Origin of the sequence: Streptomyces sp. NPDC018031 (genome assembly GCF_044327625.1) — a bacterium.
Taxonomy (GTDB): Bacteria; Actinomycetota; Actinomycetes; order Streptomycetales; family Streptomycetaceae; genus Streptomyces.
The window spans coordinates 49,502-71,242 of the sequence record NZ_JBIRFT010000008.1 but is presented as its reverse complement, the minus strand read 5'-3'; the positions used below and the strand labels follow the sequence as shown (position 1 = coordinate 71,242).

At 75.4% G+C, this 21,741-nt stretch carries 21 protein-coding genes and 3 pseudogenes; 15 read left to right on the top strand and 9 right to left on the bottom strand.

The genetic code is table 11. The annotated features are described in order from the left end of the window. Positions 1–21 precede the first annotated feature (21 nt). The 4 genes and pseudogenes from ACH4B3_RS19780 to ACH4B3_RS19765 all read right to left on the bottom strand — a co-directional run. Entirely contained in the window at positions 22–1,164 is a 1,143-nt protein-coding gene (locus tag ACH4B3_RS19780; RefSeq protein ID WP_398464290.1) for an NADH-quinone oxidoreductase subunit D, read from the bottom strand. Between the two features lie 12 nt (positions 1,165–1,176). Continuing rightward, positions 1,177–1,410: pseudogene (locus tag ACH4B3_RS19775) on the bottom strand (hypothetical protein); the annotation flags it as partial. Between the two features lie 282 nt (positions 1,411–1,692). Beyond that, a pseudogene (locus ACH4B3_RS19770) lies at positions 1,693–2,199 on the bottom strand (SAM-dependent methyltransferase); the annotation flags it as partial. 354 nt (positions 2,200–2,553) lie between these two features. Then, positions 2,554–2,814 (bottom strand): annotated as a pseudogene (locus ACH4B3_RS19765) (hypothetical protein); the annotation flags it as partial. A 110-nt stretch (positions 2,815–2,924) separates the two neighbouring features. Between ACH4B3_RS19765 and ACH4B3_RS19760 the strand changes: the two are divergent. Further along, entirely contained in the window at positions 2,925–4,121 is a 1,197-nt protein-coding gene (locus ACH4B3_RS19760) for a sensor histidine kinase (RefSeq protein ID WP_398464288.1), read from the top strand. Positions 4,122–4,311: 190 nt separating this feature from the next. Then, entirely contained in the window at positions 4,312–4,998 is a 687-nt protein-coding gene (locus ACH4B3_RS19755) for a response regulator (protein WP_398464286.1), read from the top strand. A 173-nt stretch (positions 4,999–5,171) separates the two neighbouring features. On the opposite strand, the gene ACH4B3_RS19750 is transcribed toward ACH4B3_RS19755, so the two are convergent. Both ACH4B3_RS19750 and ACH4B3_RS19745 read right to left on the bottom strand, forming a co-directional pair. Next, a complete protein-coding gene (locus ACH4B3_RS19750) occupies positions 5,172–5,309 on the bottom strand; it encodes a hypothetical protein (RefSeq protein WP_398464285.1) in 138 nt (45 codons plus the stop codon). Positions 5,310–5,794: 485 nt separating this feature from the next. Next, on the bottom strand, positions 5,795–6,928 hold the full coding sequence (locus tag ACH4B3_RS19745; protein ID WP_398464283.1) for a DUF5937 family protein: 1,134 nt from the start codon (positions 6,926–6,928) through the stop codon (positions 5,795–5,797). A 99-nt stretch (positions 6,929–7,027) separates the two neighbouring features. Here ACH4B3_RS19745 and ACH4B3_RS19740 point away from each other — a divergent pair, with 99 nt between their 5' ends. From ACH4B3_RS19740 to ACH4B3_RS19715, 6 genes are all read left to right on the top strand, one after another. Next, positions 7,028–7,324 (top strand): hypothetical protein, encoded by a 297-nt coding sequence (locus ACH4B3_RS19740; protein WP_398464281.1) that lies wholly within the window; start codon positions 7,028–7,030, stop codon positions 7,322–7,324. A gap of 675 nt (positions 7,325–7,999) precedes the next feature. Next, a complete protein-coding gene (locus tag ACH4B3_RS19735) occupies positions 8,000–8,935 on the top strand; it encodes a Rossmann-like and DUF2520 domain-containing protein (RefSeq protein ID WP_398464279.1) in 936 nt (311 codons plus the stop codon). Further along, positions 8,932–10,098, top strand: coding sequence for a pantoate--beta-alanine ligase (gene panC, locus ACH4B3_RS19730; RefSeq protein WP_398464277.1), 1,167 nt, complete (start codon positions 8,932–8,934; stop codon positions 10,096–10,098). The genes ACH4B3_RS19735 and panC overlap by 4 nt, the downstream gene beginning before the upstream one ends. Then, on the top strand, positions 10,095–11,825 hold the full coding sequence (locus ACH4B3_RS19725; protein WP_398464275.1) for an L-aspartate oxidase: 1,731 nt from the start codon (positions 10,095–10,097) through the stop codon (positions 11,823–11,825). The genes panC and ACH4B3_RS19725 overlap by 4 nt, the downstream gene beginning before the upstream one ends. 46 nt (positions 11,826–11,871) lie before the next feature. Beyond that, positions 11,872–12,957: a carboxylating nicotinate-nucleotide diphosphorylase gene (gene nadC, locus ACH4B3_RS19720; RefSeq protein WP_398464274.1), complete on the top strand. Its 1,086-nt coding sequence runs from the start codon at positions 11,872–11,874 to the stop codon at positions 12,955–12,957. Further along, positions 12,957–13,754 carry a type III pantothenate kinase gene (locus tag ACH4B3_RS19715; RefSeq protein ID WP_398464273.1) on the top strand — a complete coding sequence of 266 codons (798 nt, stop codon included), beginning with the start codon at positions 12,957–12,959 and terminating at the stop codon, positions 13,752–13,754. Before nadC ends, ACH4B3_RS19715 begins: the two co-directional genes overlap by 1 nt. Before the next feature lie 159 nt (positions 13,755–13,913). Here ACH4B3_RS19715 and ACH4B3_RS19710 read toward each other — a convergent pair whose 3' ends face one another. Together ACH4B3_RS19710 and ACH4B3_RS19705 are read right to left on the bottom strand one after the other, a co-directional pair. Further along, positions 13,914–14,525 carry an anthrone oxygenase family protein gene (locus ACH4B3_RS19710; protein ID WP_398464271.1) on the bottom strand — a complete coding sequence of 204 codons (612 nt, stop codon included), beginning with the start codon at positions 14,523–14,525 and terminating at the stop codon, positions 13,914–13,916. Next, complete coding sequence (locus tag ACH4B3_RS19705) at positions 14,525–14,986, bottom strand: nuclear transport factor 2 family protein (RefSeq protein WP_398464269.1); 462 nt, start codon at positions 14,984–14,986, stop codon at positions 14,525–14,527. The genes ACH4B3_RS19710 and ACH4B3_RS19705 overlap by 1 nt, the downstream gene beginning before the upstream one ends. 119 nt (positions 14,987–15,105) lie before the next feature. Between ACH4B3_RS19705 and ACH4B3_RS19700 the strand changes: the two genes are divergently transcribed. The 7 genes from ACH4B3_RS19700 (at position 15,106) to ACH4B3_RS19670 (ending at position 20,834) form a co-directional block, all read left to right on the top strand. Beyond that, positions 15,106–15,705 carry a TetR/AcrR family transcriptional regulator gene (locus tag ACH4B3_RS19700; protein WP_398464267.1) on the top strand — a complete coding sequence of 200 codons (600 nt, stop codon included), beginning with the start codon at positions 15,106–15,108 and terminating at the stop codon, positions 15,703–15,705. A 329-nt stretch (positions 15,706–16,034) separates the two neighbouring features. Further along, entirely contained in the window at positions 16,035–17,747 is a 1,713-nt protein-coding gene (locus tag ACH4B3_RS19695; RefSeq protein ID WP_398464266.1) for a hypothetical protein, read from the top strand. A gap of 101 nt (positions 17,748–17,848) precedes the next feature. Then, positions 17,849–18,808, top strand: a complete 960-nt coding sequence (locus tag ACH4B3_RS19690) for a hypothetical protein (RefSeq protein ID WP_398464265.1) — start codon at positions 17,849–17,851, stop codon at positions 18,806–18,808. Between the two features lie 148 nt (positions 18,809–18,956). Next, positions 18,957–19,136, top strand: a complete 180-nt coding sequence (locus ACH4B3_RS19685) for a hypothetical protein (RefSeq protein WP_398464264.1) — start codon at positions 18,957–18,959, stop codon at positions 19,134–19,136. Between the two features lie 176 nt (positions 19,137–19,312). Next, positions 19,313–19,708: a BlaI/MecI/CopY family transcriptional regulator gene (locus tag ACH4B3_RS19680; protein WP_398464262.1), complete on the top strand. Its 396-nt coding sequence runs from the start codon at positions 19,313–19,315 to the stop codon at positions 19,706–19,708. 22 nt (positions 19,709–19,730) lie between these two features. Further along, positions 19,731–20,249, top strand: coding sequence for an amino-acid N-acetyltransferase (locus ACH4B3_RS19675; protein WP_398464260.1), 519 nt, complete (start codon positions 19,731–19,733; stop codon positions 20,247–20,249). A 249-nt stretch (positions 20,250–20,498) separates the two neighbouring features. Continuing rightward, positions 20,499–20,834 carry an Lsr2 family protein gene (locus tag ACH4B3_RS19670; protein WP_398464258.1) on the top strand — a complete coding sequence of 112 codons (336 nt, stop codon included), beginning with the start codon at positions 20,499–20,501 and terminating at the stop codon, positions 20,832–20,834. Here ACH4B3_RS19670 and ACH4B3_RS19665 read toward each other — a convergent pair. Next, positions 20,765–21,358 carry an SCO3374 family protein gene (locus ACH4B3_RS19665; protein ID WP_398464256.1) on the bottom strand — a complete coding sequence of 198 codons (594 nt, stop codon included), beginning with the start codon at positions 21,356–21,358 and terminating at the stop codon, positions 20,765–20,767. The genes ACH4B3_RS19670 and ACH4B3_RS19665 overlap by 70 nt on opposite strands. Positions 21,359–21,741: the final 383 nt, after the last annotated feature.

The window sequence follows — 21,741 nt, the reverse complement described above, 5'->3', positions numbered from 1 at the left end:
CCTGTCCCGGGGCCGCGCCGGCTACTTGTCGATGTCGCCGACGACGAAGAACAGCGAACCCAGGATCGCGACCATGTCCGCCACCAGGGTGCCGGGCAGCAGCTCGGTCAGGGCCTGGATGTTGTTGTACGACGCCGACCGGAGCTTGAGCCGGTACGGGGTCTTCTCGCCCTTGGAGACGAGGTAGTAGCCGTTGAGGCCGAGCGGGTTCTCGGTCCAGGCGTAGGTGTGCCCCTCGGGGGCCTTCAGCACCTTCGGCAGCCGCTGGTTGATCGGGCCGGGCGGCAGCTCCGCCAGCCGGTCCAGACAGGCGTCGGCGAGCTCCAGCGAGTTGTGGGTCTGCTCCAGCAGGCACTCGAAGCGCGCCAGGCAGTCGCCCTCCTCGCGGACCACCACCCGGAGCACGTCGCCCAGCTCCCGGTAGGCCAGGTACGGCTCGTCCCGGCGCAGGTCGAAGTCGACGCCCGAGGCCCGGGCGATGGGCCCGCTCACCCCGTACGCGTGCACGGCCTGGCGGGACAGCACGCCGATGCCCCGGGTACGGCCCCGGAAGATCTCGTTCCCCAGGACCAGCCGGTCGTAGACGTCCATCCGGGACCGCGCCTGGGCCACGGCCGCCCGGGCCCGGTCCAGCCAGCCCGCCGGCAGGTCCTCCTTCAGCCCGCCGACCCGGTTGAACATGTAGTGCATCCGCCCGCCGGAGACCTCCTCCATGACGTGCTGGAGGTCCTCCCGCTCACGGAAGGCGTGGAAGATCGGGGTGATACCGCCCAGTTCCAGCGGGTACGAACCCAGGAACATCAGATGGTTGAGGACCCGGTTGAGCTCGGCGAGCAGGGTCCGGGTCCACACCGCGCGCTCCGGCACCTCCATGCCCAGCATGCGCTCGACGGCCAGCACCACGCCCAGCTCGTTGGAGAAGGCCGACAGCCAGTCGTGGCGGTTGGCCAGCACGATGATCTGGCGGTAGTCGCGGGCCTCGAAGAGTTTCTCCGCGCCCCGGTGCATATAGCCGATGACCGGCTCCGCGTGCTGGATGCGCTCCCCGTCGAGGACCAGGCGGAGGCGCAGCACACCGTGGGTGGAGGGGTGCTGCGGGCCGATGTTCAGCACCATGTCGGTGCTCTCCGCCGCTCCGCCGATGCCGACTGTCGTCTCCGTCATGGCACCAGTCTGTCAGGCGGGTCCGGCGAGGACGGCGGGGAGGACGTCCCGGCAGCGCGGGCCGACGGGCTGCAGCAGCCAGCGGAACCCGCCCAGGCCCGCCGGGTCGGTCAGCTCGGCGGCCGCACCGGCGGCGGACAGCGCCCGCAGGTATCCGGCGGGGTCGGTGGAGGCGAGGGCGAGCGGGGGCCGCCGCCCGACGACGCCGAGCGCGCGCAGCGCGTCCCGCTGGGAGACCAGGCGCGGCGCGGTCTCCGGCGCCGCCGCGGCGGACCGGCCGGAAGGGCGCGCTCCGGACGTCCCGGCCGAGCCGGTTCCGGTGTCCGTCGGGGTCGTCGGGCCGGTTCCGGTCCGGGCCGGGGTCGCGGGGTGGTCTCGGGGTCCCGGGGTCGCCGAGCCGGTTCCGGTGTCCGTCGGGGTCGTCGGGCCGGTTCCGGTCCGTGCCGGGGTCGCAGGGTGGTCTTGGGTGCCCGGGGTCGCCGGGTCCGCTCCGGTCCGGGCCGGAGCCGCCGCGGACAGGGCCGCGTGGCCCGCCGCCGCGCAGGCGTCCAGCGCGACGTGCGAGGTGAGGTCGCAGCTGCCGTCCGGCACCGGACGGACCTCGCGCCCCTCCCGGTAGCCGGTCAGCGTGCCGAACGGCGGACGCGCGGCCCGCTCGTGCGCGTAGTCGACGGCCACCGCCAGCCCGGCCCGCAGCCCGCGCACCGCGTCCGCCCAGGCCAGGTCGCGGGGCAGGCCGATCTCCGCCCGGGCCCCCGGCTCCGCGGGCAGCGGCCACCAGCGGTCGAGCCAGCGGGCGTCCGCTCCGCCGACCGGCCCGCCCAGCCGCTCGGTGCCGTCGGGGGCGACCAGCACCCGGCGGGGTACGCCGTCCGGGCCGGTCTCCGCGATGTCGACCGGGACGTTGTCCAGCCACTCGTTGGCGAAGAGCAGGCCCCGGACGTCCGCGGGCGGGGTGTCCACCCAGGCGATGCGCGGGTCCAGGCCGTCCGGTCGCGCCGCGCGCTCCACCGCGTACGGCCGCAGCCGGTCCACGAGCGGGCCCGCCGGAACGTCCGCGGCCGCCCCGGATGCCGCCGTGCCCGGGTCCCTCGCCGCGTCGGGTGCCGCCGCGTCGGGTGCCGCCGTGCCCGGGGCCGCCGTCCCGCCCGGTGCCGCCGTGCCTCCCGCACCGGCGGTCCCCGGCGGGTACCCCGGGGCGCCCGCGGAGGCGTCCGCCGCCCCGGTCGCCTCCCGGGCGGTGTCCGGGTCCCCCGGACCGGTGACCCGCTCCGGGGGCGGGGGGTCGCCCGGACCGGTGGCGCGCGGACCCGGGGAGTGCACGTCCCCGGCCCCGGAACCGGGGAGCATCCGGTCGCCGGGGGCGACCCCGGACCCCCGTTCCCGGTCGAGGACCGCGAGCACCCCGGTCAGCAGTTCCCCGCGACCCGACCCGACGTCCACCAGGGCCAGCTCCGGGGGGTGTCCGAGCGCCTCGTCCACCCGCCGCAGCAGCTCCGCGACCGCCGCCGCGTACTGCGGGGAGGTGTGCACGGAGGTGCGGAAATGCCCGGCCGGCCCCTCCGGACGCCGGAAGAACCCCCGGGGCCCGTACAGCGCCCACTCGGTGGCCTCGCGCCAGCCACGCCACCCTGATGCTTCGCTCGCCATCCCACCACGCTATGCGGACCCCGCCTCCACCTTGCGGAGTAGGGCCGGCCGCCAGGGATCGGCCATCCGGTTGACCCCTGAACGAGCCGGTCATGCCTACGCTGGGTGACGTGCAGCGTCTCTACGATTTCCTCCGCCGACACCCCACCTGGGTGGACAGCTTCTGGGCTGTCCTCCTGCTGCTGCTGGGTACCGTGTGGGCCGCGGAGACCGACCTCGGCCGGGAGCCGCGGATCGCGGCCGTGCCGATCATGCTGGGACTCGCCACGGTGGTGGCGCTGCGCCGCCGCGCCCCCGAGAAGATGCTGCTCCTGGTGATCGCCTGCGGGGTGGCCCAGCTCGTCTTCGACGTGGAGATCAACCCCGCCGACTTCGCCATGCTGGTGATCATCTACACCTGTGCCGCGGACGGCGCGCGCTGGGCGTCCCGGCTGGGCCTGATCGGCGGCCTCGGCGCCGCCTCCATCGCGGCGCTGCGCTGGCCCGGCGAGCACATGACCAGCTGGGAACACCTGATCAGCACGGTCTTCGGGACGATCCCGTTCGTCCTCGCCTGGGTGCTCGGCGACTCCATCCGCACCCGGCGCGCCTACTACGCGCAGCTGGAGGAGCGCGCCGCGCGGCTGGAGAAGGAGCGGGAGGAGCGGGCCAAGATGGCGGTCACCGCCGAGCGGGCCCGTATCGCCCGGGAGCTCCACGACGTGGTGGCGCACAACGTGTCGGTGATGGTGGTGCAGGCGGACGGCGCCGCGTATGTCCTGGACGCCGCCCCGGACCAGGCGAAACAGGCCCTGGAGACCATCTCGGGCACCGGCCGCCAGGCGCTCGCCGAGATGCGGCGGCTGCTGGGCGTGCTGCGCACCGGGGAGCCGGCCGGCGACAGCGACTACGTCCCGCAGCCGGACGTCGATCAGATCGACGACCTGGTCGAGCAGGTGCGGGGCGCCGGCCTGCCGGTGGACTTCAAGATCGAAGGCAGCCCGCGTCCGCTGCCCAGCGGGGTGGAACTGACCGCCTACCGCATCGTGCAGGAAGCGCTCACCAACACCCGCAAGCACGGCGGCCCCGACGTGGGCGCCAGCGTCCGCCTCACCTACTTCGACGACGGGCTCGGCCTGCTGGTGGAGGACGACGGCCGGGGCGCCAAGCGCGAGATGTACGAGGAGGGGGGTGCGGACGGCCAGGGGCACGGGCTGATCGGGATGCGGGAACGCGTGGGCATGGTCGGCGGCACCCTGGACGCCGGGCCGAGGCCCGGTGGAGGCTTCCGGATCAGCGCCCTGCTGCCGCTCAAACCCGGCCGGTGAGGCCGCCGCCGGCACCCGCCCCGGCATCCGGCCCCGGCCGGCCCGGGCACCCGCCCCGGCATCCGGCCCCGGCCGGCCCGGGCACCCGGCGCGGCCCCGCCCGCCGGGCCCGCCACGCGCCGGACCCCGGCCCCCCGACACGATCACGAGAACGCGTGATCGCCAGACCCGAGAAGAGAGGGATCACCGCATGTCGATCCGCGTGATGCTCGTCGACGACCAGGTGCTGCTGCGCACCGGGTTCCGGATGGTGCTGGCGGCCCAGCCCGACATGGAGGTCGTCGCCGAGGCCGGGGACGGCGCGGAGGCCCTGGACGTGCTGGCCCGCACCCAGGTCGACGTCGTGCTGATGGACGTCCGGATGCCGCGGCTGGACGGTGTGGAGGCGACCCGGCGCATCTGTGAGCGCGCCGGCGCACCCAAGGTCCTCATCCTCACCACCTTCGACCTCGACGAGTACGCGTTCTCCGCGCTCAAGGCCGGGGCGGGCGGCTTCATGCTCAAGGACGTGCCGCCCGGCGAGCTGCTCGCGGCCATCCGCGCGGTGCACAGCGGGGACGCCGTCGTCGCACCGAGCACCACCCGGCGGCTGCTGGACCGGTTCGCCCCGATGCTGCCCGGCACCGGGGGCGGCGGCCCGGCCGGCCCGACCGCGGCCGGCCTGGAGCGGCTCACCGGCCGGGAGCGGGAGGTGATGCTGCTGGTCGCCCAAGGGCTGTCCAACGGCGAGATCGCGGCCCGGCTGGTGCTCTCCGAGGCCACCGTGAAGACGCATGTGGGACGCATCCTCACCAAGCTGGAGCTGCGCGACCGGGTGCAGGTGGTGGTGCTGGCCTACGAGACGGGACTGGTCCGGGCCGGCGGCGCGGGCGCCTGAGCCGCTCCGCGCCGGGGCCTGCGCCGCCCCGCGGCCCTGGCGCCGCCCCCGCCGGGCCCGGCGCCGGCCGGCCTGGGTTCGCGCCCGGCCCGCGTCGGCCGCCTCGGCCCGCCCGGACGCCGGCCGCCCGACCCGGGCCGCGGCCGCCCGGCGGGCCCTGCGGAAGCGGCCGGTCAGGCGTGTTCGAGCGCCTCCCGGAGGGAGATCTTCACCTGCTTCTCGGCGGAGAACGCCGTGCTGCCCTTGCCGCGCAGGTTGTGGAGCTCAGCCGCCCGGGCGTGATCCCTGGCGGCGTGCGGGTGCTCCCGCACCTCACGCGGCCGGGACGCGCGGCGGCAGGGGGCGTCGGCGGCGCCGATCGCCTTGCCCGTGTCGCGGTTGAGCCGTGCCGCCCGGGCCGTGTCCCCGTGGCGGTCGGCCCCCAGCGCCTGCTCGTCGAGGCCGGCGGCCTTCTTGATCCCCTTGACGCAGGTGGTGCCGGCCGGCGCCGCGTGCGCCAGGCGCGACCGGGACGAGCAAGGCGGCGGCGGTCAGCGCGAGCGCGGAGAGCGCCCCCGCCCTCCCGGTGTTCCCCGTGGTGAGACGCGAGGTGTTCCTCCCTGGCCGGCGGGGGCCGGGCGGCCCCCGTGCCGGTCGTCGGTGACGGTGACGGCGGCGAGGGCTGGTGCCGTCCCCTGTTCGGCACGAGTCCGGGTCGCCGCCCGTCGGCAGCGTGCCGGGAGCGGCCGGCGGCGGGCGTCCTTCCCCGGGCGGACCGCCTCCCCCGTACGGCGGAGGGGAACGGCCCGGGGCGCCGCTACCGCAGCACGCCCTCCAGGAAGTCGCTGCCCAGCCGGGCCACCGTGGTCAGGTCCAGCCGGTGCAGCACGTACCGGCCGCGGCGCTGCGTGGTGATCAGACCGGCCTTCTTCAGCACCGCGACGTGCCGGGACACCTCCGGCGCGGTGATGCCGTACTCGGTGGCCAGCTCGCCGGTGGTGAACTCGGCGCGTCCGATGCTCCGGCAGATCCGCATCCGTATCGGGTGGGCCAGCGCCTCCATCCGCAGCCGCAGGATCTCCAGCGACGCCGGTCCGGGCAGCTCGGGTGCGGCGAGCGGGTAGTGGATCACGGGGCGCCAGCCGGCCGCGTGCAGCACCCGCAGGTGGGGCCAGCCGTACGCGGACGGGACGAGGGTCAGGCCCGCGCCGACCGCCGGGTCCACCGCCGTGGTCCGGCTGCTGACGAGCTTGTCGATGTGGATGCGGAGCGGGGCGCCGGTCCCGGCGTCCTCCTCCAGCCCCACCGCGGGCGACACCTCGGCCAGCGCCGCGCGGAGCCCCACCCGCCGCAGCACGTCCGCCTTGTGCCGGGCGTCGGCGGCCAGCTGCCCGCGCAGCCGCTGCCACAGATCGGCGAAGAACGCCTCGTCGCAGTCCTCCAGCAGACGCCGGATCCAGGCCCGTGCCCCCGGCGGATCGGCCAGCAGCCGGTGCGCGAACATCAGCTGCCGGGGCCCGCGCGCGGTGGCCCGCTCCAGTGCCCGCTCCCGGGCCGTGTCGTCCACCAGCGGCGACGGGCCGCCCTGGCTGTACAGGCTGGAGCAGGAGATCTCCAGCGCGGCGTTGACGTAGACCTCGTCGTCGAGCCGGTCCAGCAGGTCCAGATCCTCGGCCAGGTTGGCCCCGGGGCGGCCGTCGGAGTACGGGAGCGCGGCGAACGGCATCGAGATGTCGGAGAAGGTCGAGCCCCACAGGGGGTCGGCCTCGTGCAGCCGGTCGGCGAGGTCCTGCTTGAGCGCGGCGGCTGTCGCCGTGGTCCAGCCGTGCAGCCCGGGGTGGTGCCCGGGCTGGGCGAGCGTGTGGAGCGCGGTGCACAGCTCGGCCAGCGGCGAGGGGCTGAACACGATGCGCTCCACCGGTAGCCCGGCGATGTCGATGACGGTGGCCATGGCCCCATGGTGCCCGGCCCGCGCGGGGCCGCCACCCACGATTGACCAGGACCGTCAAACGATGGGCGGCCCGCCGCGGAGGTGGCGCACGGTGGGGCCATGTCCCTCGTTCAGCACCACATGCTCGATGCCTACCGTGCCGCCCGGCACGGTGAACCGGCCCCTCCGGCACCGGCCACCGGCGACTGGCACCCGATCCGCGCCTACCGCGAGTGGCGGAGGTTCCGCTCCGTGACCGCGGGGATCACCGGCGGGGCGGACCGGAGGACGGCCGGGACGCCGGACCGCGGGCGCACCGGCCCGCCGGACGACGGCGAAGGCGAAGGCGACGGCGGCGGGCGACGGGTGCGCCCGGACTCCCGCCGCCCCGAGCCGCCCCGCTCCCGCGCCTGCTGAGCGGCTCCGCCCCGGCGTGGACCGCGGGCGGGCACCCGTGGACCCCACCCGTGGATCCCGCCCCGGCGTGGACCGCGGGCGGGGCCCACGGGCGCCGCGGGATCCGGCCGGTCCGGCCACGGCCGGTCTCCGCCCACCGCGCGCGGGCCTCGTCGCGCACCCGGCATGGCCCCGGGCGGTGGTCGTCGCCCGGCGCGGGCCGCGTCGTGGGCCGGGTCCGGCAGCGCCCCGGCGGGCGCGGCCGGCGCGCACCGGCGGGCCGGGTGGCCGTCACGGGGGGCGGCCACCCGGCGCACACGGCGCGGTTCCGGGCAGTACCGGGCACCCGCTCCGGCGGCGCACGCAGGCGCCCGCTCCGGCGCCGCCCGCGGCCACCGTCGCGTACCGGTGCGGGGTCGCCCGGGGCCACCGTCGCGTACCGGTGCGGGACGGCCCGGGCAGGACGGCGCGGTCCCGGGGCCGCACCACACCCCCGGCGCCGGGCACGCCCCCGGGCGCCGCCTCTCGGCCACCGTCGCGTACCGGTGCGGTCGCGGAGCGGTATCGCCGCGGTGGAACGCCACTGAAGGGCGGCGGGCGGACGGTGGACGGACCGCGGCCGGGGCACGCGCTCGCGTAGCATGGCGAGGAATCGTCCGGTACCCCCCGCGGACTGGAACGGAAGGCTCCCGCCACGTGAACGCACCCCACCCCACCCCGCCCCACCGCGGGGACGCACAGGACCGCCCGGCCCGGCTCACCGTCGGGGTCGTCGGTGCGGGCCGGGTCGGCCCCGCGCTGGCCGCCTCGCTGCAACTGGCCGGCCACCGTCCGGTCGCGGTCTCCGGTGTCTCCGACGCGTCCCGCCGCCGCGCGGCCGCCCTGCTGCCCGAGGTGCCGCTGGTGACCCCCGCGGAGGTCCTCGGGCGCGCCGAGCTGGTGCTGCTCACCGTGCCCGACGACACCCTGCCGGGGCTGGTCGCGGGGCTCGCCGAGACCGGGGCGGTACGGCCGGGCCAGCTGGTCGTGCACACCTCCGGCCGGTACGGGACCGCGGTCCTGGAACCGGCGCTGCGGGCGGGTGCCCTGCCGCTCGCCCTGCACCCGGCGATGACCTTCACCGGCACGCCGGTGGACGTGCAGCGGCTCGCGGGCTGCTCCTTCGGGGTCACCGCCCCCGAGGAGCTGCGGCTGGCCGCGGAGGCGCTGGTCATCGAGATGGGCGGCGAGCCCGAGTGGATCGCCGAGGAGGCGCGCCCGCTGTACCACGCGGCGCTGGCCATCGGCGCCAACCACCTGGTCACCCTGGTCGCCCAGTCGATGGACCTGCTGCGCACCGCCGGGGTCGCCGCACCGGACCGGATGCTCGGCCCGCTGCTCGGCGCGGCCCTGGACAACGCGCTGCGCAGCGGTGACGCCGCGCTCACCGGGCCGGTGGCGCGGGGCGACGCCGGGACGGTCGCCGCGCACATCGCCGAGCTGCGCCTGCACGCGCCGCAGAGCGTCGCCGGGTATCTGGCCATGGCCCGCGCCACCGCCGACCGGGCCCTGGCGCACGGGCTGCTCAAGCCGGAACTCGCCGAAGACCTGCTGGGTGTCCTCGCCGACGGAGGAGTGGGAGGGGCCGAATGAGCCCGAAACTGTGGGACCAGGCGCGCCCCGGCGAGCCGGACGTGGAGCTGTGCGGGAGCCGCGCGGACTTCGACCGGACGCTGGCGCAGTTCGCCGTGCCCGGGCGTACCGCCGTCGTGATGACGATGGGCGCGCTGCACCAGGGGCACGCCTCGCTGATCCGCGCCGCCCGGGAGCGGGTGGGGGCCAAGGGCCTGGTGACCGTCACCGTGTTCGTCAACCCGCTGCAGTTCGGCGCGGGTGAGGACCTGGACCGCTATCCGCGCACCCTGGACGCCGACCTCCGGGTGGCCGCCGAGGCGGGTGCGGACATCGTCCTGGCGCCCCCGGTGGAGGACGTCTACCCGGGCGGGGAGCCGCAGGTGCGGGTCGCGGCCGGGCCGATGGGCGAGGTCTTCGAGGGCGCCTCCCGGCCGGGGCACTTCGACGGGGTGCTGACCGTCGTCGCCAAGCTGCTCCACCTCACCCGGCCGGACGTGGCGTTCTTCGGGGAGAAGGACGCCCAGCAGCTGGCGCTGATCCGCCGCATGGTGCGCGACCTGAACTTCCCGGTGGAGATCGTCGGCGTGCCCACCGTCCGGGAGGGCGACGGGCTGGCGCTGTCCAGCCGCAACCGCTACCTCTCCGACCAGGAGCGGGCCACCGCGCTCAGTCTGTCCCGGGCGCTGTTCGCCGGGCGGGACGCCGGGGCGCTGGCGGCCGGGACGGCCGGGCAGCACGCGGTGCCGGGCGACCCGGCGCCGGTCGCCGCCCCGGCCACGGTGCGCGGTGCGGCGCGCGCCGCGCTCGCGGAGGCGGCGGACGTCGAACCGCCGCTGGTGCTGGACTACGTGGCGCTGGTCGACCCGTCGGACTTCACCGAGGTGCCGGACGACTTCGCCGGCGAGGCGGTGCTGGCCGTGGCCGCCCGGGTCGGCGCCACCCGGCTGATCGACAACATCCGGCTGCGCTTCGGCTCCCGGCCGGCCGGCCGGGAGCACACCGGTGCCGACCACACCGGTGCCGACCACACCGGTGCCGACCGCACCGGCGCCGGCCACACCGGCGCCGGCCACATCGCGGCCGACCGCACCGGCGCCGGGGAACCGGCCGCCGAGCACCCGGGCGGCGAGCGCCCGGCCACCGACCACGCATCCGCCGAGCACGCCCGGAGCACCGCATGACCCTCATCCCGGACGGCACCGCCGCGATACGCCCCGCCCTCCGCGCCCCGGCGCCCGGCTGGTCCGTGGCCGCCGACGTCGTGGTCGTCGGGTCCGGGGTGGCCGGCCTCACCGTGGCGCTGCGCTGCGCGGCCGCCGGGGCCAAGGTCACCGTCGTGACCAAGGCCCGGCTCGACGACGGCTCCACCCGCTGGGCGCAGGGCGGGATAGCGGCCGCCCTGGGCGACGGCGACACCCCCGGCCAGCACCTCGACGACACCCTGGTGGCGGGCGCCGGCCTCTGCGACGAGGCGGCGGTGCGGCTCCTGGTCACCGAGGGGCCGGACGCGGTGCGGCGGCTGATCGCCACCGGTGCCCGCTTCGACACCGACGAGGACAGCGGGGAGATCCTGCTGACCCGCGAGGGCGGCCACCACCGGCGCCGGATCGCGCACGCGGGCGGCGACGCGACCGGCGCGGAGATCTCCCGCGCGCTGGTCGACGCGGTGCGCCGGGCCGGGATCGAGACGGTGGAGAACGCCCTGGTCCTGGACCTGCTCAAGGACGCCGAAGGGCACGCGGCCGGCGTCACCCTGCACGTGATGGGCGAGGGCCAGCGGGACGGTGTCGGGGCCGTGCACGCCCCGGCGGTGGTGCTGGCCACCGGCGGCATGGGGCAGATCTTCTCGGCCACCACCAACCCGGCCGTCTCCACCGGCGACGGCGTGGCGCTGGCGCTGCGCGCCGGGGCCGAGGTCAGCGACCTGGAGTTCGTGCAGTTCCACCCGACCGTGCTGTGGCTGGGGCCGGAGGCCGAGGGGCAGCAGCCGCTGGTGTCCGAGGCGGTCCGCGGCGAGGGCGCGTACCTCGTCGACGCCGACGGGGTGCGCTTCATGCGGGGACAGCACGAGCTGGCCGAGCTGGCGCCCCGCGACATCGTGGCCAAGGGCATCCTGCGGCGCATGCTGGAGCAGGACGCCGAGCACATGTACCTGGACGCCCGGCACTTCGGCGCCCGGATGTGGGAGCACCGCTTCCCGACCATCCTGGCCGCCTGCCGGGCGCACGGCATCGACCCGGTGACCCAGCCCATCCCGGTGGCGCCCGCCGCCCACTACGCCAGCGGCGGGGTCCGTACCGACCTGCACGGGCGCACCACCGTGCCGGGGCTGTACGCGTGCGGCGAGGTGGCCTGCACCGGTGTGCACGGCGCCAACCGGCTGGCCTCGAACTCCCTGCTGGAGGGCCTGGTCTTCGCCGAGCGGATCGCCGACGACATCGGCGCCCGCGGCCCGTGGGGGGCGCCCGCCCCGGTGCCGGCCGGGTCGGTGCCGGCCGCGTCCGCCGGGCAGGGCGAGTCCCCCCTGCTGGCCTCCGAGGCGCGCTACACCATCCAGCGCATCATGACCACCGGCGCCGGGGTCATCCGCTCCGCCGACAGCCTGGACCGGGCCGCCGCGCAGTTGGAGGCCGTGCACCGGGAGGCCGCGGAGGAGCTGCGGCGGGACGGCAAGACCGCCGAGCCCGGCGTGGAGACCTGGGAGGCCACCAACCTGCTGCTGGTCTCCCGGGTCCTGGTGGCCGCCGCGCGCCGCCGTGCGGAGACCCGCGGCTGCCACTGGCGCGAGGACCGCCCGGAACGGGACGATGCCGGGTGGGCCCGGCACCTCCTGGTCACCTTGCGCCCGGATGACACGCTCGACGTCCGTACCACCGGCTCGGCGGACTTCCCCGGCACGACCACCTGACCCGAACCACCACCCGATCCGACCGATCCGAGACGGAGTCGCACCCGTGAGCACCACCCCCGACCGCGAACAGCCAGTAGCCCTTCCGCTGCTGCAGATCGGCGTCGACCCCTTGACGGGCAGCGGCGGCGGCTGCGGCGACGCGTGCGGCTGCGGACCGGACGCCGACGACAACGGCGCGTTCGGCCTCGACCCGATGGAGTGCGGTCTCGACCCGGCACTCGCCCAGCTCCTCGCCGACGCGGGCCTGGACCCGGTGCAGGTCGAGGACATCGCGCACATGGCCATCGAGGAGGACCTCGACCAGGGGGTGGACGTGACCACGGTCGCGACCGTCCCCGAGGACGCCTTCGCCACCGGCGACTTCACCGCCCGCGAGGCCGGGACGGTCGCCGGGCTGCGGATCGCCGAGGCGATCCTCTCCGTCGTCTGCACCGACGAGTTCGAGGTCGAGCGGCACGTGGAGGACGGCGACCGGGTGGTGCCGGGCCAGAAGCTGCTGTCCGTGCACAGCCGCACCCGCGACCTGCTGACCGGTGAGCGCAGCGCGCTCAACCTGCTCTGCCGGCTGTCCGGCATCGCCACCGCCACCCGCGCCTGGGCGGACGCCCTGGAGGGCACCGCGGCGAAGGTGCGGGACACCCGCAAGACCACTCCGGGGCTGCGCGCGCTGGAGAAGTACGCGGTGCGCTGCGGCGGCGGTGTGAACCACCGGATGTCGCTGTCGGACGCCGCCCTGGTCAAGGACAACCACGTGATCGCGGCGGGCGGGGTGGCGGCCGCCTTCCGTGCGGTGCGCGAGGAGTTCCCCGACCTGGCGATCGAGGTCGAGGTGGACGGCATCGACCAGATCGCGCCGGTGCTCGCGGAGGGCGCCGACCTGATCCTGCTCGACAACTTCACTCCGGAGCAGACCCGGGCCGCGGTGGAACTCGTCGCCGGCCGGGCCATCCTGGAGTCCTCCGGCCGGCTGACGCTGGCCAACGCCCGCGCCTACGCGGAGACCGGTGTGGACTTCCTCGCCGTCGGGGCGCTCACCCACTCCTCCCCGATCCTCGACATCGGCCTCGATCTGCGCGACGCCGCGCCGAGCGGCACCGGGGCGGCGGACGGGACGGGGGACCGGGACTGATGCTGCTCACCATCGACGTCGGCAACACCCACACCACGCTGGGCCTCTTCGACGGGGACGAGATCGTCGAGCACTGGCGGATCTCCACCGACTCCCGCCGCACCGCCGACGAACTCGCCGTGCTCCTGCAGGGGCTGATGGGCATGCACCCGCTGCTCGGCGAGGAACTCGGCGACGGTATCGAGGGCATCGCGATCTGCTCGACCGTCCCGTCGGTCCTCCACGAGCTGCGCGAGGTGACCCGCCGGTACTACGGCGACGTGCCGTCGGTGCTGGTGGAGCCGGGCGTGAAGACCGGGGTGCCGATCCTGATGGACAACCCCAAGGAGGTCGGCGCCGACCGGATCATCAACGCGCTGGCGGCGGTGGAGCTCTACGACGGCCCGGCCGTGGTGGTCGACTTCGGCACCGCGACCACCTTCGACGCGGTCAGCGCGCGGGGCGAGTACGTCGGCGGCGTGATCGCCCCGGGCATCGAGATCTCGGTGGAGGCCCTCGGGGTGCGCGGCGCCCAGCTGCGCAAGATCGAACTGGCCCGGCCGCGCAGCGTGATCGGCAAGAACACCGTGGAGGCCATGCAGTCCGGCATCCTCTACGGCTTCGCCGGGCAGGTCGACGGGGTGGTGCGCCGGATGGCGCGGGAACTCGCGGACGACCCGGACGACGTGACGGTCATCGCGACCGGCGGCCTGGCGCCCATGGTCCTCGGCGAGGCCTCGGTGATCGACGAGCACGAGCCGTGGCTCACGCTCATCGGCCTGCGGCTGGTGTACGAGCGCAACGTCTCCCGCCTGTAGCGGCCGAAGCCACCGCGCGCCCGTCCCGTCGCCCGGCGCCACCCGCGTACCCGTCCCGGTGGCCGGCGCGCCACCGCGTACCCGCCCCGGTGCCGGGCCGGCGGCCGCCCGCCGGGCGGGCGCGGGTACGGCCCGCCGCCCGCCGCCGCGGGTCACCGCTCATTCGGCCGCGCCCCCGCCCGGGTCCGTCCGGGCCGGCGGGCGCGTGGCGCCCGGCCGCAGGGCGAGCAGGACGAGCAGTGCGAAGGCGGCGACGGCGGTGAGGGTGCGGGCGTGGTGGAACAGCTCCCAGCGGCGCAGTACCTCCGCGTGGTCGGGCGGCGGCGCGGTGGCGGCCCACCGTTTGATGCGTCCGTTGATCGGGACGTTCCCGAAGCGGGTGATCAGGAAGGACGCGAGGGCCGACAGCCCCGCGGCGGCCGCGAGGACGCGGTCCCTGCCGCGTGTCAGGGCGGCGAGAGCGAGGGCGCCGAGGACGGAGGCGGCCATCGCGGCCTGCATGGTGACGCTGTTCCGCTTCATCAGTGCGCTGTGGAACTCCAGGCGCGTGCCGATCGGCACGGCGTCGAAGGTGGGGACGAGGTTGGCGGCCCCGTACCCGAAGGCGCCGGCGAGCAGTCCGGTGGACAGCAGGGAGAACCCCAGAACCAGCCGGTCGCGCCGATCGAGCCGGACGGGCCGGACGGGCGGCGCGGGCCGGGTGCCCGCGGCCCGCGCCCGCGCTGCGGACGGTTCCGTGCGGGCCCGGGCGGTTGCCGGACGGCTGCGCATCAGCCGCCCCCGACCTCGTCCTCGGTGTCGGCCCCGGCCCCGACCGCCTCGGCCGGTGGTGCGTCGGCGGGTGCCGTCGGCAGGGCCCGGGTGAGCTGGTGCGACCGCCGCATGCGCCCGCTGCCGGTGAACTCCCCGAAGAGGTGTACCTCGGTCGCGGTCGTCGCGCCCTTGCGCGTCCGGGCGTGGATCGTGAGCCGGGCCGCTATCCGTCCGCCGCCGTCCGCGACGGCCTCGTGCACCTCGAACCGCCAGCCGACCAGGTTCTTGCGCACCGGTCGCAGATGGGCGAGGAGCCGGTCGTGGTCGAGCCGGATCCCGTCGCTGATCTGGACGATGTCCGGCGTGTAGTGGCGGACCATCACCGAGTCGGGTGGGTCGCCCCGGACCGTGGATTCGGTGAGGGAGGTGAAGAAGTCCGCGATGAACCGCTCGGGGGTGGTGTCGGTGAGTGGCGTCATGGGGTTCCGATCCGGCCGGTGCCGGGCAGCGGGCATGGCGGAGCCGCCGCACCCCGGCTACGATCTCTTACGCCTCTGTAAGATATGACTCGGCGACAACATGGACAAGGCTGTAAGAGATGACACCTTCCGGAGAGCCGCGTCGACGCCGCGCCGACGCCGAGCGCAGCAGGACCGCCATCCTCGACGCGACCACCCGCCTGCTGCGGCAGCGTCCCGACGCGGGCATGGAGGCGATCGCCAAGGCGGCCGGAGTGACCCGGCAGACCGTCTACGCCCACTTCTCCTCGCGGGACGAACTCCTCGCGGCCGCCGTCGACCGGCTCACCGCCGCCGCCGTCGCCACCATGGACGCCGCCGCTCTCGACGACGGACCGGCCACCACCGCTCTGCTGCGCTTCCTCGACGTCTCCTGGCGCTCGTTCGAGGAGAACGCGCCGCTGCTCCAGGCGGCCGAGGCCATTACCCCGGAAGGGGCCGACCGGGCCCGCCACGACCCCGTCACCGACCGGCTGGTCCGGCTCGTCGAACGCGGTCGGCAGGCGGGCGAGTTCGCGCCCGGGCCCCCGGCGCACTGGCTGGCGGCCGCGACGGTCGCCCTCGGGTACGCCGCCGGCGCGGAGGCCGGCTCCGGCCGGATGACGTACCCCGAGGCCGGGGCCGCGCTCCGGGCCACCGTCCTCCGGCTCCTCGGCGCCACCGGACAGCCCCCCGGATAAGGCCGCCGCGACCCGGGGCGCGCCCCCTCCCCGCGGCCTTCCGCCGCCCTGCCCGCGGCTTTCCGCGCCCCTGCCCGCGGCCTTTCCTCGGTCCTCCCCGCGGCACGGCACGGCGCGGTCCCGGGCGGGCGCGCCGGTGGCTCCCCCCTGCCGTCCCTTGACCTCCCCGGCCTCTCATCGCCTCCCTCTGCCTCCCGGTGCCTCTTGGTGTCCCGGTGTTCACCGCGATGCAACCATCGGGCCGCCTGAGGTGTCTTCTGGGCATCGCGGCGTCCGGACGCCGCGGCTCCGGTGAGTGGTTCGCGGCGGTACGGAAGGGTGTGGGACCGATGGGACGCAGGAGCGTCGCGGTGCGGACGGGGGCCGTGGGTGCGGTGGTGGCGCTCGGCGCCGCCCTGGGGGCGCCCCTGGCCGTGGCCGACGGGGAGCCGACCCGCTCGTGGGCGGAGATCGACGCGCCCGCACAGATCAACGTGGCCGGCGGGGCCACCATCAAGCCGTATGTCGGCTACTCGTTCTCCGACGGCGGCGCCACCTTCCCGCTGCCCCGGAACGCCAAGCTGGTCATCGACGCCACCGGCCTGAAGGGCATCGCCACCATCAAGGCGAACAACGAGCAGTGCACCACCTCGGGCGCCGTGGTGACCTGTCTGGACAACGGCAACCTGCACGGTCCGTGGGAGCCCATCACCCTCACCGCCGAGGCGGGCGCCGAATTGGGCGCCCGCGGCACCCTCGGCTACCAGGTGACGGCCGACGAGGCGACCGGCGACGAGGCGTCCTCCACGGTCGTGATCGGCGAGCCGAAGGTGGTCGCCGGCAAGCTCCCGGACCGCGACGGGCTGAAGACCGGCGACACGGTCGAGCTGCCGGTGGCGGTCCGCAACGACGGCGACCTGGTCACCGAACGGGTCGACGTGCGACTGACCGGGGCCCCCGGGCTCCGGTTCGCGGACCGGCCGAAGAACTGCCGGTTCGACGTCGAGTGGGACGGATCCGAGATCGCGTGGTGCGCCGTCGAGGCGGCCGTCGAGCCCGGCAAGGCCGCCCGGCTGAGCCGCCCGCTGACGGCCGAGGTCACCGGCAAGGCGCTCGCCCCCTGGATCGACTACACCGTCGAGGCGGTCCCGGTGGACGCCCACCGGGACCCGAACGGCACCCCGGGTACCGGCGCCCCGGTCGGGCTCACCCCGGTCACCGGCGGGGAGTTCGCGGACGGCGGTGAGAGCAGCGTTTCGTTCGGCACCGGCAACCACGCCGACTTCCGGGCCCGCGGCGGGGTCATCAAGACCGTGAAGAACGTGCCCACCCAGGGCGGCCTGGCGTTCGGCCTGGAGAACGACGGCCCGGCCGCGGCCTACCGCCGGGACGGCAAGCCGCTGCTGTACGCCGACATCACCCTGCCCGAGGGCGTCACCGCGGTGTCGAACCACATCGACGAGGAGCCGGACCAGGACACCACCGGAGCCTGCCTGACCCATCTGGGCGAGGGCCGGACCAAGCCGTTCGAGGGAGGCCACCGGCGCTACCTGTGCCCCGAGGCGCCCACCGAGCTGCCGGGCGAGGGGCAGACCTACGGCCTCGAAGTGAAGATCGCCAAGGATGCCGACCGGACGGCGAAGGGCGTCGTCCGGCTGGTGCCCGGCCCGGACGGCTTCGACGTGCACGACCCGAACCCGGCCAACGACACCGCCGTGATCACCTTCGACGGCGCCCCGGGCGGGGACACCGGCGGGGACACCGGCGGTGGCACGGACGGTGGCGGCTCCGGCGACGACGGCTCTTCCGGCGGGAACGGCGGGAACGGCGGCTCCGGCTCGTCCGGCTCCGCCGGCGGCTCGGATTCCGCGGGCTCCGCGGGTACCGCCACCGGCGGTGCCGGGGACTCTGGCTCCGGCTCCTCCGGCGGCGGGTCCATGGCGCTCACCGGCGCCGGCGGCATCGGCCTGATCGCCGGTGGCGCGGCGGTCGCGGTGGCGCTCGGCGCGGGCGCGGTCGTGGTGACCCGCCGCCGCGCGGCCGCCGCGGACACCGGCAGCTGACCCGCCGGCCGCGGGCCGGCCGGGGTCGCGGCCGGGTGATGTGCCACGCCCGACTTTAAGTGCTAAGCCGATTTTGTCCGCTTAGCACTTAAAGTCGGCCCATGCCCACGCCACATGGACCCCGCGGCGGAATGGCGTTCAGCGCGGACGAGCTGCGTGTGCTCCGACGCGCCCTCGCCATCGCCCTCCAGCCCACCACCGTTCCCGCACTGCCCGGCTCGGACCGGGCCGAGGAGGTCCGGGACTGCCTGCGTCTCGCCGAAGCCGTGGACGCGGCGGTCCACGAGGGCGGGCGGCTGCGTGCCTTCCTCTTCGACGAGCTGGCCCGCTACCGCGACGCCCTCCCCGGGGCCGCGCTCGGCTACCTCGACCGGCTCCGCGGCGCCCTCTCCGCCGGTTACCTGCCGCGCCCCGAGGACCTCGCCGCGCTCCGCCGGCTCTCCGCGGCCCCGGTCGGCGCCACCGAGGCGGCCCGCCGCCGGGCGCTGCTGGGCCGCTGCGAGCGGCTGGCGGAGCAGCACGTCCGGGCCCGGCTGGCGCGCCGCACCGGCGCGGTGGACGGCGTCCGGCCGGTGCCGCCGCTGCCCTGGTCCCGGCCCGCGGTCCGGACCGCGGCGCGCCGCCTGCGGGCCCTGCCCGGCGGGCTCACCGACCGCGCCGACGGGCCGGGCGGCCGCCCCGCGGACGCCGCCCCGCCGCCCGGCGGTCCCGGGCGCCCCCTCTTCCGGGCCGCCCGCCCCGTCCTGCCGGCCGCCCGGCCCGGGGACCCGTGCCACCGGCCGGGCGACCCCCGGCCGTGCCCCGGTGACCGCGTCCCGCGTCCCGGTGGCGCCGCCCCGGTGCCGGGCCGGTGCGCGACGGGCAAGCCGGCCGCGCCGCAGGGCACCCCCAAGCCGGCGCCGCGCAAGAAGCCCGCCGCGCCGGACCGGGGCGGGCCCGGCCGGGGCGCGCCCAGCCCGGGCCGCCCGGTGCCGACCCCGGCGGAGGTCTTCCCGCCCAAGCGCCGCCCGGCCCCGCCCGCCGAGGGCCTGGCCCTCGCGGCCGCCGTCCGCACCGCCTGAGCCGGCCCGCGGACCCCCGGTGCGGGCCGGCGGACGGCCCCGGACCGGACGCCCGTCACCCGTGGCGCGGGTGGCGGGCCGCCCCGGGGCCGGCCGCCGGGAGCGGCCCCGTAATCTGGATGCCTCAGGCAGAAGGAGGCCGACAGCCATGGATTACCTCTCCGCGCTGATTCCGCCCATCGTGATGGCGGTTGCCTTCGGCGCGCTGATCGTGACGATCGTGAAGAGTCAGGGCGGCGTGAACAAGGGCAAGGAGGACGCCGCGGTGGACGCCGCGCTGTCCCGCGCCGAGGCGGCGGGCCGGAACACGGGCGGCAGCGGCTCCTGAGCCGCGGCCCCGCCGCGGCCCGCGCGCCGTCCTCCGGCGCGGGTCACGTCCGGTGCGAGGGCGTACGCCCGGTGAGGTGCGACTACCTCACCGGGCGTACGTCTTTTTGTCGGCCTTGCCGAGTTTGTCGCGCTAATTAACGGTCATTTGGGACATCTTGCCACTATTATTCTGGTGTGCCTCGGCCATTGGGAGACCTGGAAGACGCGGTCATGACGCGGGTGTGGAACTGGAACCGCCCGGTCACGGTCCGAGAAGTGCTGGAAGATCTCCAGCAGGAACGGTCCATCGCCTACACGACGGTGATGACGGTAATGGACAACCTTCATCAGAAGGGCTGGCTCCGGCGGGAAGCAGAAGGCCGTGCCTATCGATATGAGGCCGTCTCCACTCGCGCCGCCTACTCGGCCGCACTGATGAACGAAGCGTGGTCCGCCAGTGACAACCCGGCAGCAGCGCTCGTCGCGTTCTTCGGGATGATGTCCGAGCAGCAGCGGGAAGCACTCCGCGATGCCATGCGCGTCGTACAACTCGACCAGCCGGGGGAGAGCCCCGGTGAAGGGCGCGGATGAGCCGGGGCGATAGCGTCCGGCTATGTCCGCTCTATCAAAAGTAGTCACCGTGCGCCGGGCCCGGACCAGCGATGTCCCGGCCGTTCGCCGCCTCGTCGACGCCTACGCGGCCGATCGCATCCTCCTCGACAAAGCGACGGTGACTCTTTACGAGGACATCCAGGAGTTCTGGGTGGCCGAGCGGGACACCGACGGCGAGGTCATTGGCTGCGGGGCGCTCCATGTCATGTGGGAAGACCTGGCCGAGGTCCGCACTCTGGCGGTCGATCCGGCCGCCAAGGGCACCGGGGTCGGCCATGCGGTGCTCGACAAGCTCTTGCGCACCGCTCGCTGGCTGGGCGTCCGGCGTATTTTCTGCCTGACCTTCGAAGTCGAGTTCTTCGGCAAGCACGGCTTCGTGGAGATCGGAGAGACGCCGGTCGACGGTGATGTCTACAGTGAGCTGCTGCGTTCCTATGACGAGGGCGTCGCCGAGTTCCTCGGACTCGAACGGGTGAAGCCGAACACCCTTGGCAACAGCCGGATGCTTCTGCAACTGTGATCGCTTGCGCTTCTGCATCTGTGGCCGCGGGCCCTATGTCCGAATCGCTCCTATCACCCACCTCCGGAAGAGAGGCTTCCCGTACCAGGGATCGGACGAACCTTCCCCGGGGGTTTGTGTTTTTCCGGCAAAAGCGGTTTGCTAATGCCCCGTACTGTATTTACTGGGGGCGTCCGGGGAGGGCTCCTTTGGGAGGGCTCCTTGGAGAGCAGTGGGCAGCCCCCGGTTTTTAAGTGAAAGGATTCCCCCGTGGCACAGAAGGTGCAGGTCCTTCTTGTCGACGACCTCGACGGTGGCGAGGCCGACGAGACCGTGACGTTCGCGCTCGACGGCAAGACCTACGAGATCGACCTCAACACCGCGAACGCCGACAAGCTGCGTTCGGCGCTGGAGCCCTTCACCAAGAGCGGCCGTCGTACCGGTGGCCGCGCCGCGACCGGCCGCAGCCGGACGCGTGCGGGTGCGGGCAGCAGCCAGGACACCGCGAAGATCCGCGCGTGGGCGAAGGAGAACGGTTACGAGGTCAACGACCGCGGCCGGGTCCCCGCCACCGTGCGCGAGGCATACGAAAAGGCCAACGGCTGAATTCGCTGGGCCTCCAGCAGCCGGGCCCGGTGGCACTCCGTGGCCGCCGCGCTCACCAGCCGTACGAGATCGGGGGCGCCCCCATCGCCCCCGAGGCCTGCCACCGGCAGCGTCGGCTCCAGGTCGCGCCCCGGTTCGGGAGGCCGCAGCCAGAAGGCGGCCTCCTGCGGCTCCCGCCCCGCCGGTCGGTGTGACCGGCCGTCCGACCCGCCGCCGAGGGCGGGGGCGGGCATCCGGCCGCCCGGTCCGAGTGCGGCCAGGTCCAGCGGGACCCCGCCCCACTCCAGCCAGTCGAGCAGCCCCGGCAGCTCCTCCGCGCTGCCCGCGGCCACCAGCAGCCGCATCCGCCGGCCGGCCACCGCGACCGGGCCGGTGCGCGGGGTCCGCCGCAGCACCTCGCGGCCCGCTGCGGCCGGTATCTCCAGCACGTCGAAACGGAGCCCGGTGAGCAGCTGGACGGGGTCGCCGTCGGTGGTGGGCCAGCCGAGCCGCCGTTCGTACCACCGCCGGATGGAGTCGGTCACGCCCGGAGCAACTCCGCACCGGAAGTGTGGTTACGCCGTGTGCCGGAACGTGAGCGTTCCGTGTTCGCGGACCGGTGTCCGCGGCGGGTGAAGGGGCGCAAGGCTGTTCGCCCGTAGCGGAGGGAACCGGTGTCATCCGCATGGAGTGTCACTGCTTGCGGGTAAGACAGTCCTAGTGGGAGGGGGCGACCCCGCGTGTCGGGTGTCCGGCGTTCGCCATCGGCGTACTGACGGCGAGCGTAGATGCCTGGCCTGCGGGAACATCGTCTCGCACCATCGAGTTGGAGCAGTTGTCGGCTGTTCGGGGCCGGGGATCCCTGCAAATGCGGGGGTGATCCGGACGGGTGTCGACAGTTGGAATGAGCTGTCCCCCCGAGCGGGAC

Coding starts and splice junctions, on each gene's coding strand:
- ACH4B3_RS19780 (WP_398464290.1), bottom strand. CDS start 1,164: ATGACGGAGACGACAGTCGGCATCGGCGGAGCGGCGGAGAGCACCGAC.
- ACH4B3_RS19755 (WP_398464286.1), top strand. CDS start 4,312: ATGTCGATCCGCGTGATGCTCGTCGACGACCAGGTGCTGCTGCGCACC.
- ACH4B3_RS19745 (WP_398464283.1), bottom strand. CDS start 6,928: ATGGCCACCGTCATCGACATCGCCGGGCTACCGGTGGAGCGCATCGTG.
- ACH4B3_RS19740 (WP_398464281.1), top strand. CDS start 7,028: ATGTCCCTCGTTCAGCACCACATGCTCGATGCCTACCGTGCCGCCCGG.
- panC (WP_398464277.1), top strand. CDS start 8,932: ATGAGCCCGAAACTGTGGGACCAGGCGCGCCCCGGCGAGCCGGACGTG.
- ACH4B3_RS19725 (WP_398464275.1), top strand. CDS start 10,095: ATGACCCTCATCCCGGACGGCACCGCCGCGATACGCCCCGCCCTCCGC.
- ACH4B3_RS19715 (WP_398464273.1), top strand. CDS start 12,957: ATGCTGCTCACCATCGACGTCGGCAACACCCACACCACGCTGGGCCTC.
- ACH4B3_RS19710 (WP_398464271.1), bottom strand. CDS start 14,525: ATGCGCAGCCGTCCGGCAACCGCCCGGGCCCGCACGGAACCGTCCGCA.
- ACH4B3_RS19705 (WP_398464269.1), bottom strand. CDS start 14,986: ATGACGCCACTCACCGACACCACCCCCGAGCGGTTCATCGCGGACTTC.
- ACH4B3_RS19700 (WP_398464267.1), top strand. CDS start 15,106: ATGACACCTTCCGGAGAGCCGCGTCGACGCCGCGCCGACGCCGAGCGC.
- ACH4B3_RS19695 (WP_398464266.1), top strand. CDS start 16,035: ATGGGACGCAGGAGCGTCGCGGTGCGGACGGGGGCCGTGGGTGCGGTG.
- ACH4B3_RS19690 (WP_398464265.1), top strand. CDS start 17,849: ATGCCCACGCCACATGGACCCCGCGGCGGAATGGCGTTCAGCGCGGAC.
- ACH4B3_RS19685 (WP_398464264.1), top strand. CDS start 18,957: ATGGATTACCTCTCCGCGCTGATTCCGCCCATCGTGATGGCGGTTGCC.
- ACH4B3_RS19675 (WP_398464260.1), top strand. CDS start 19,731: ATGTCCGCTCTATCAAAAGTAGTCACCGTGCGCCGGGCCCGGACCAGC.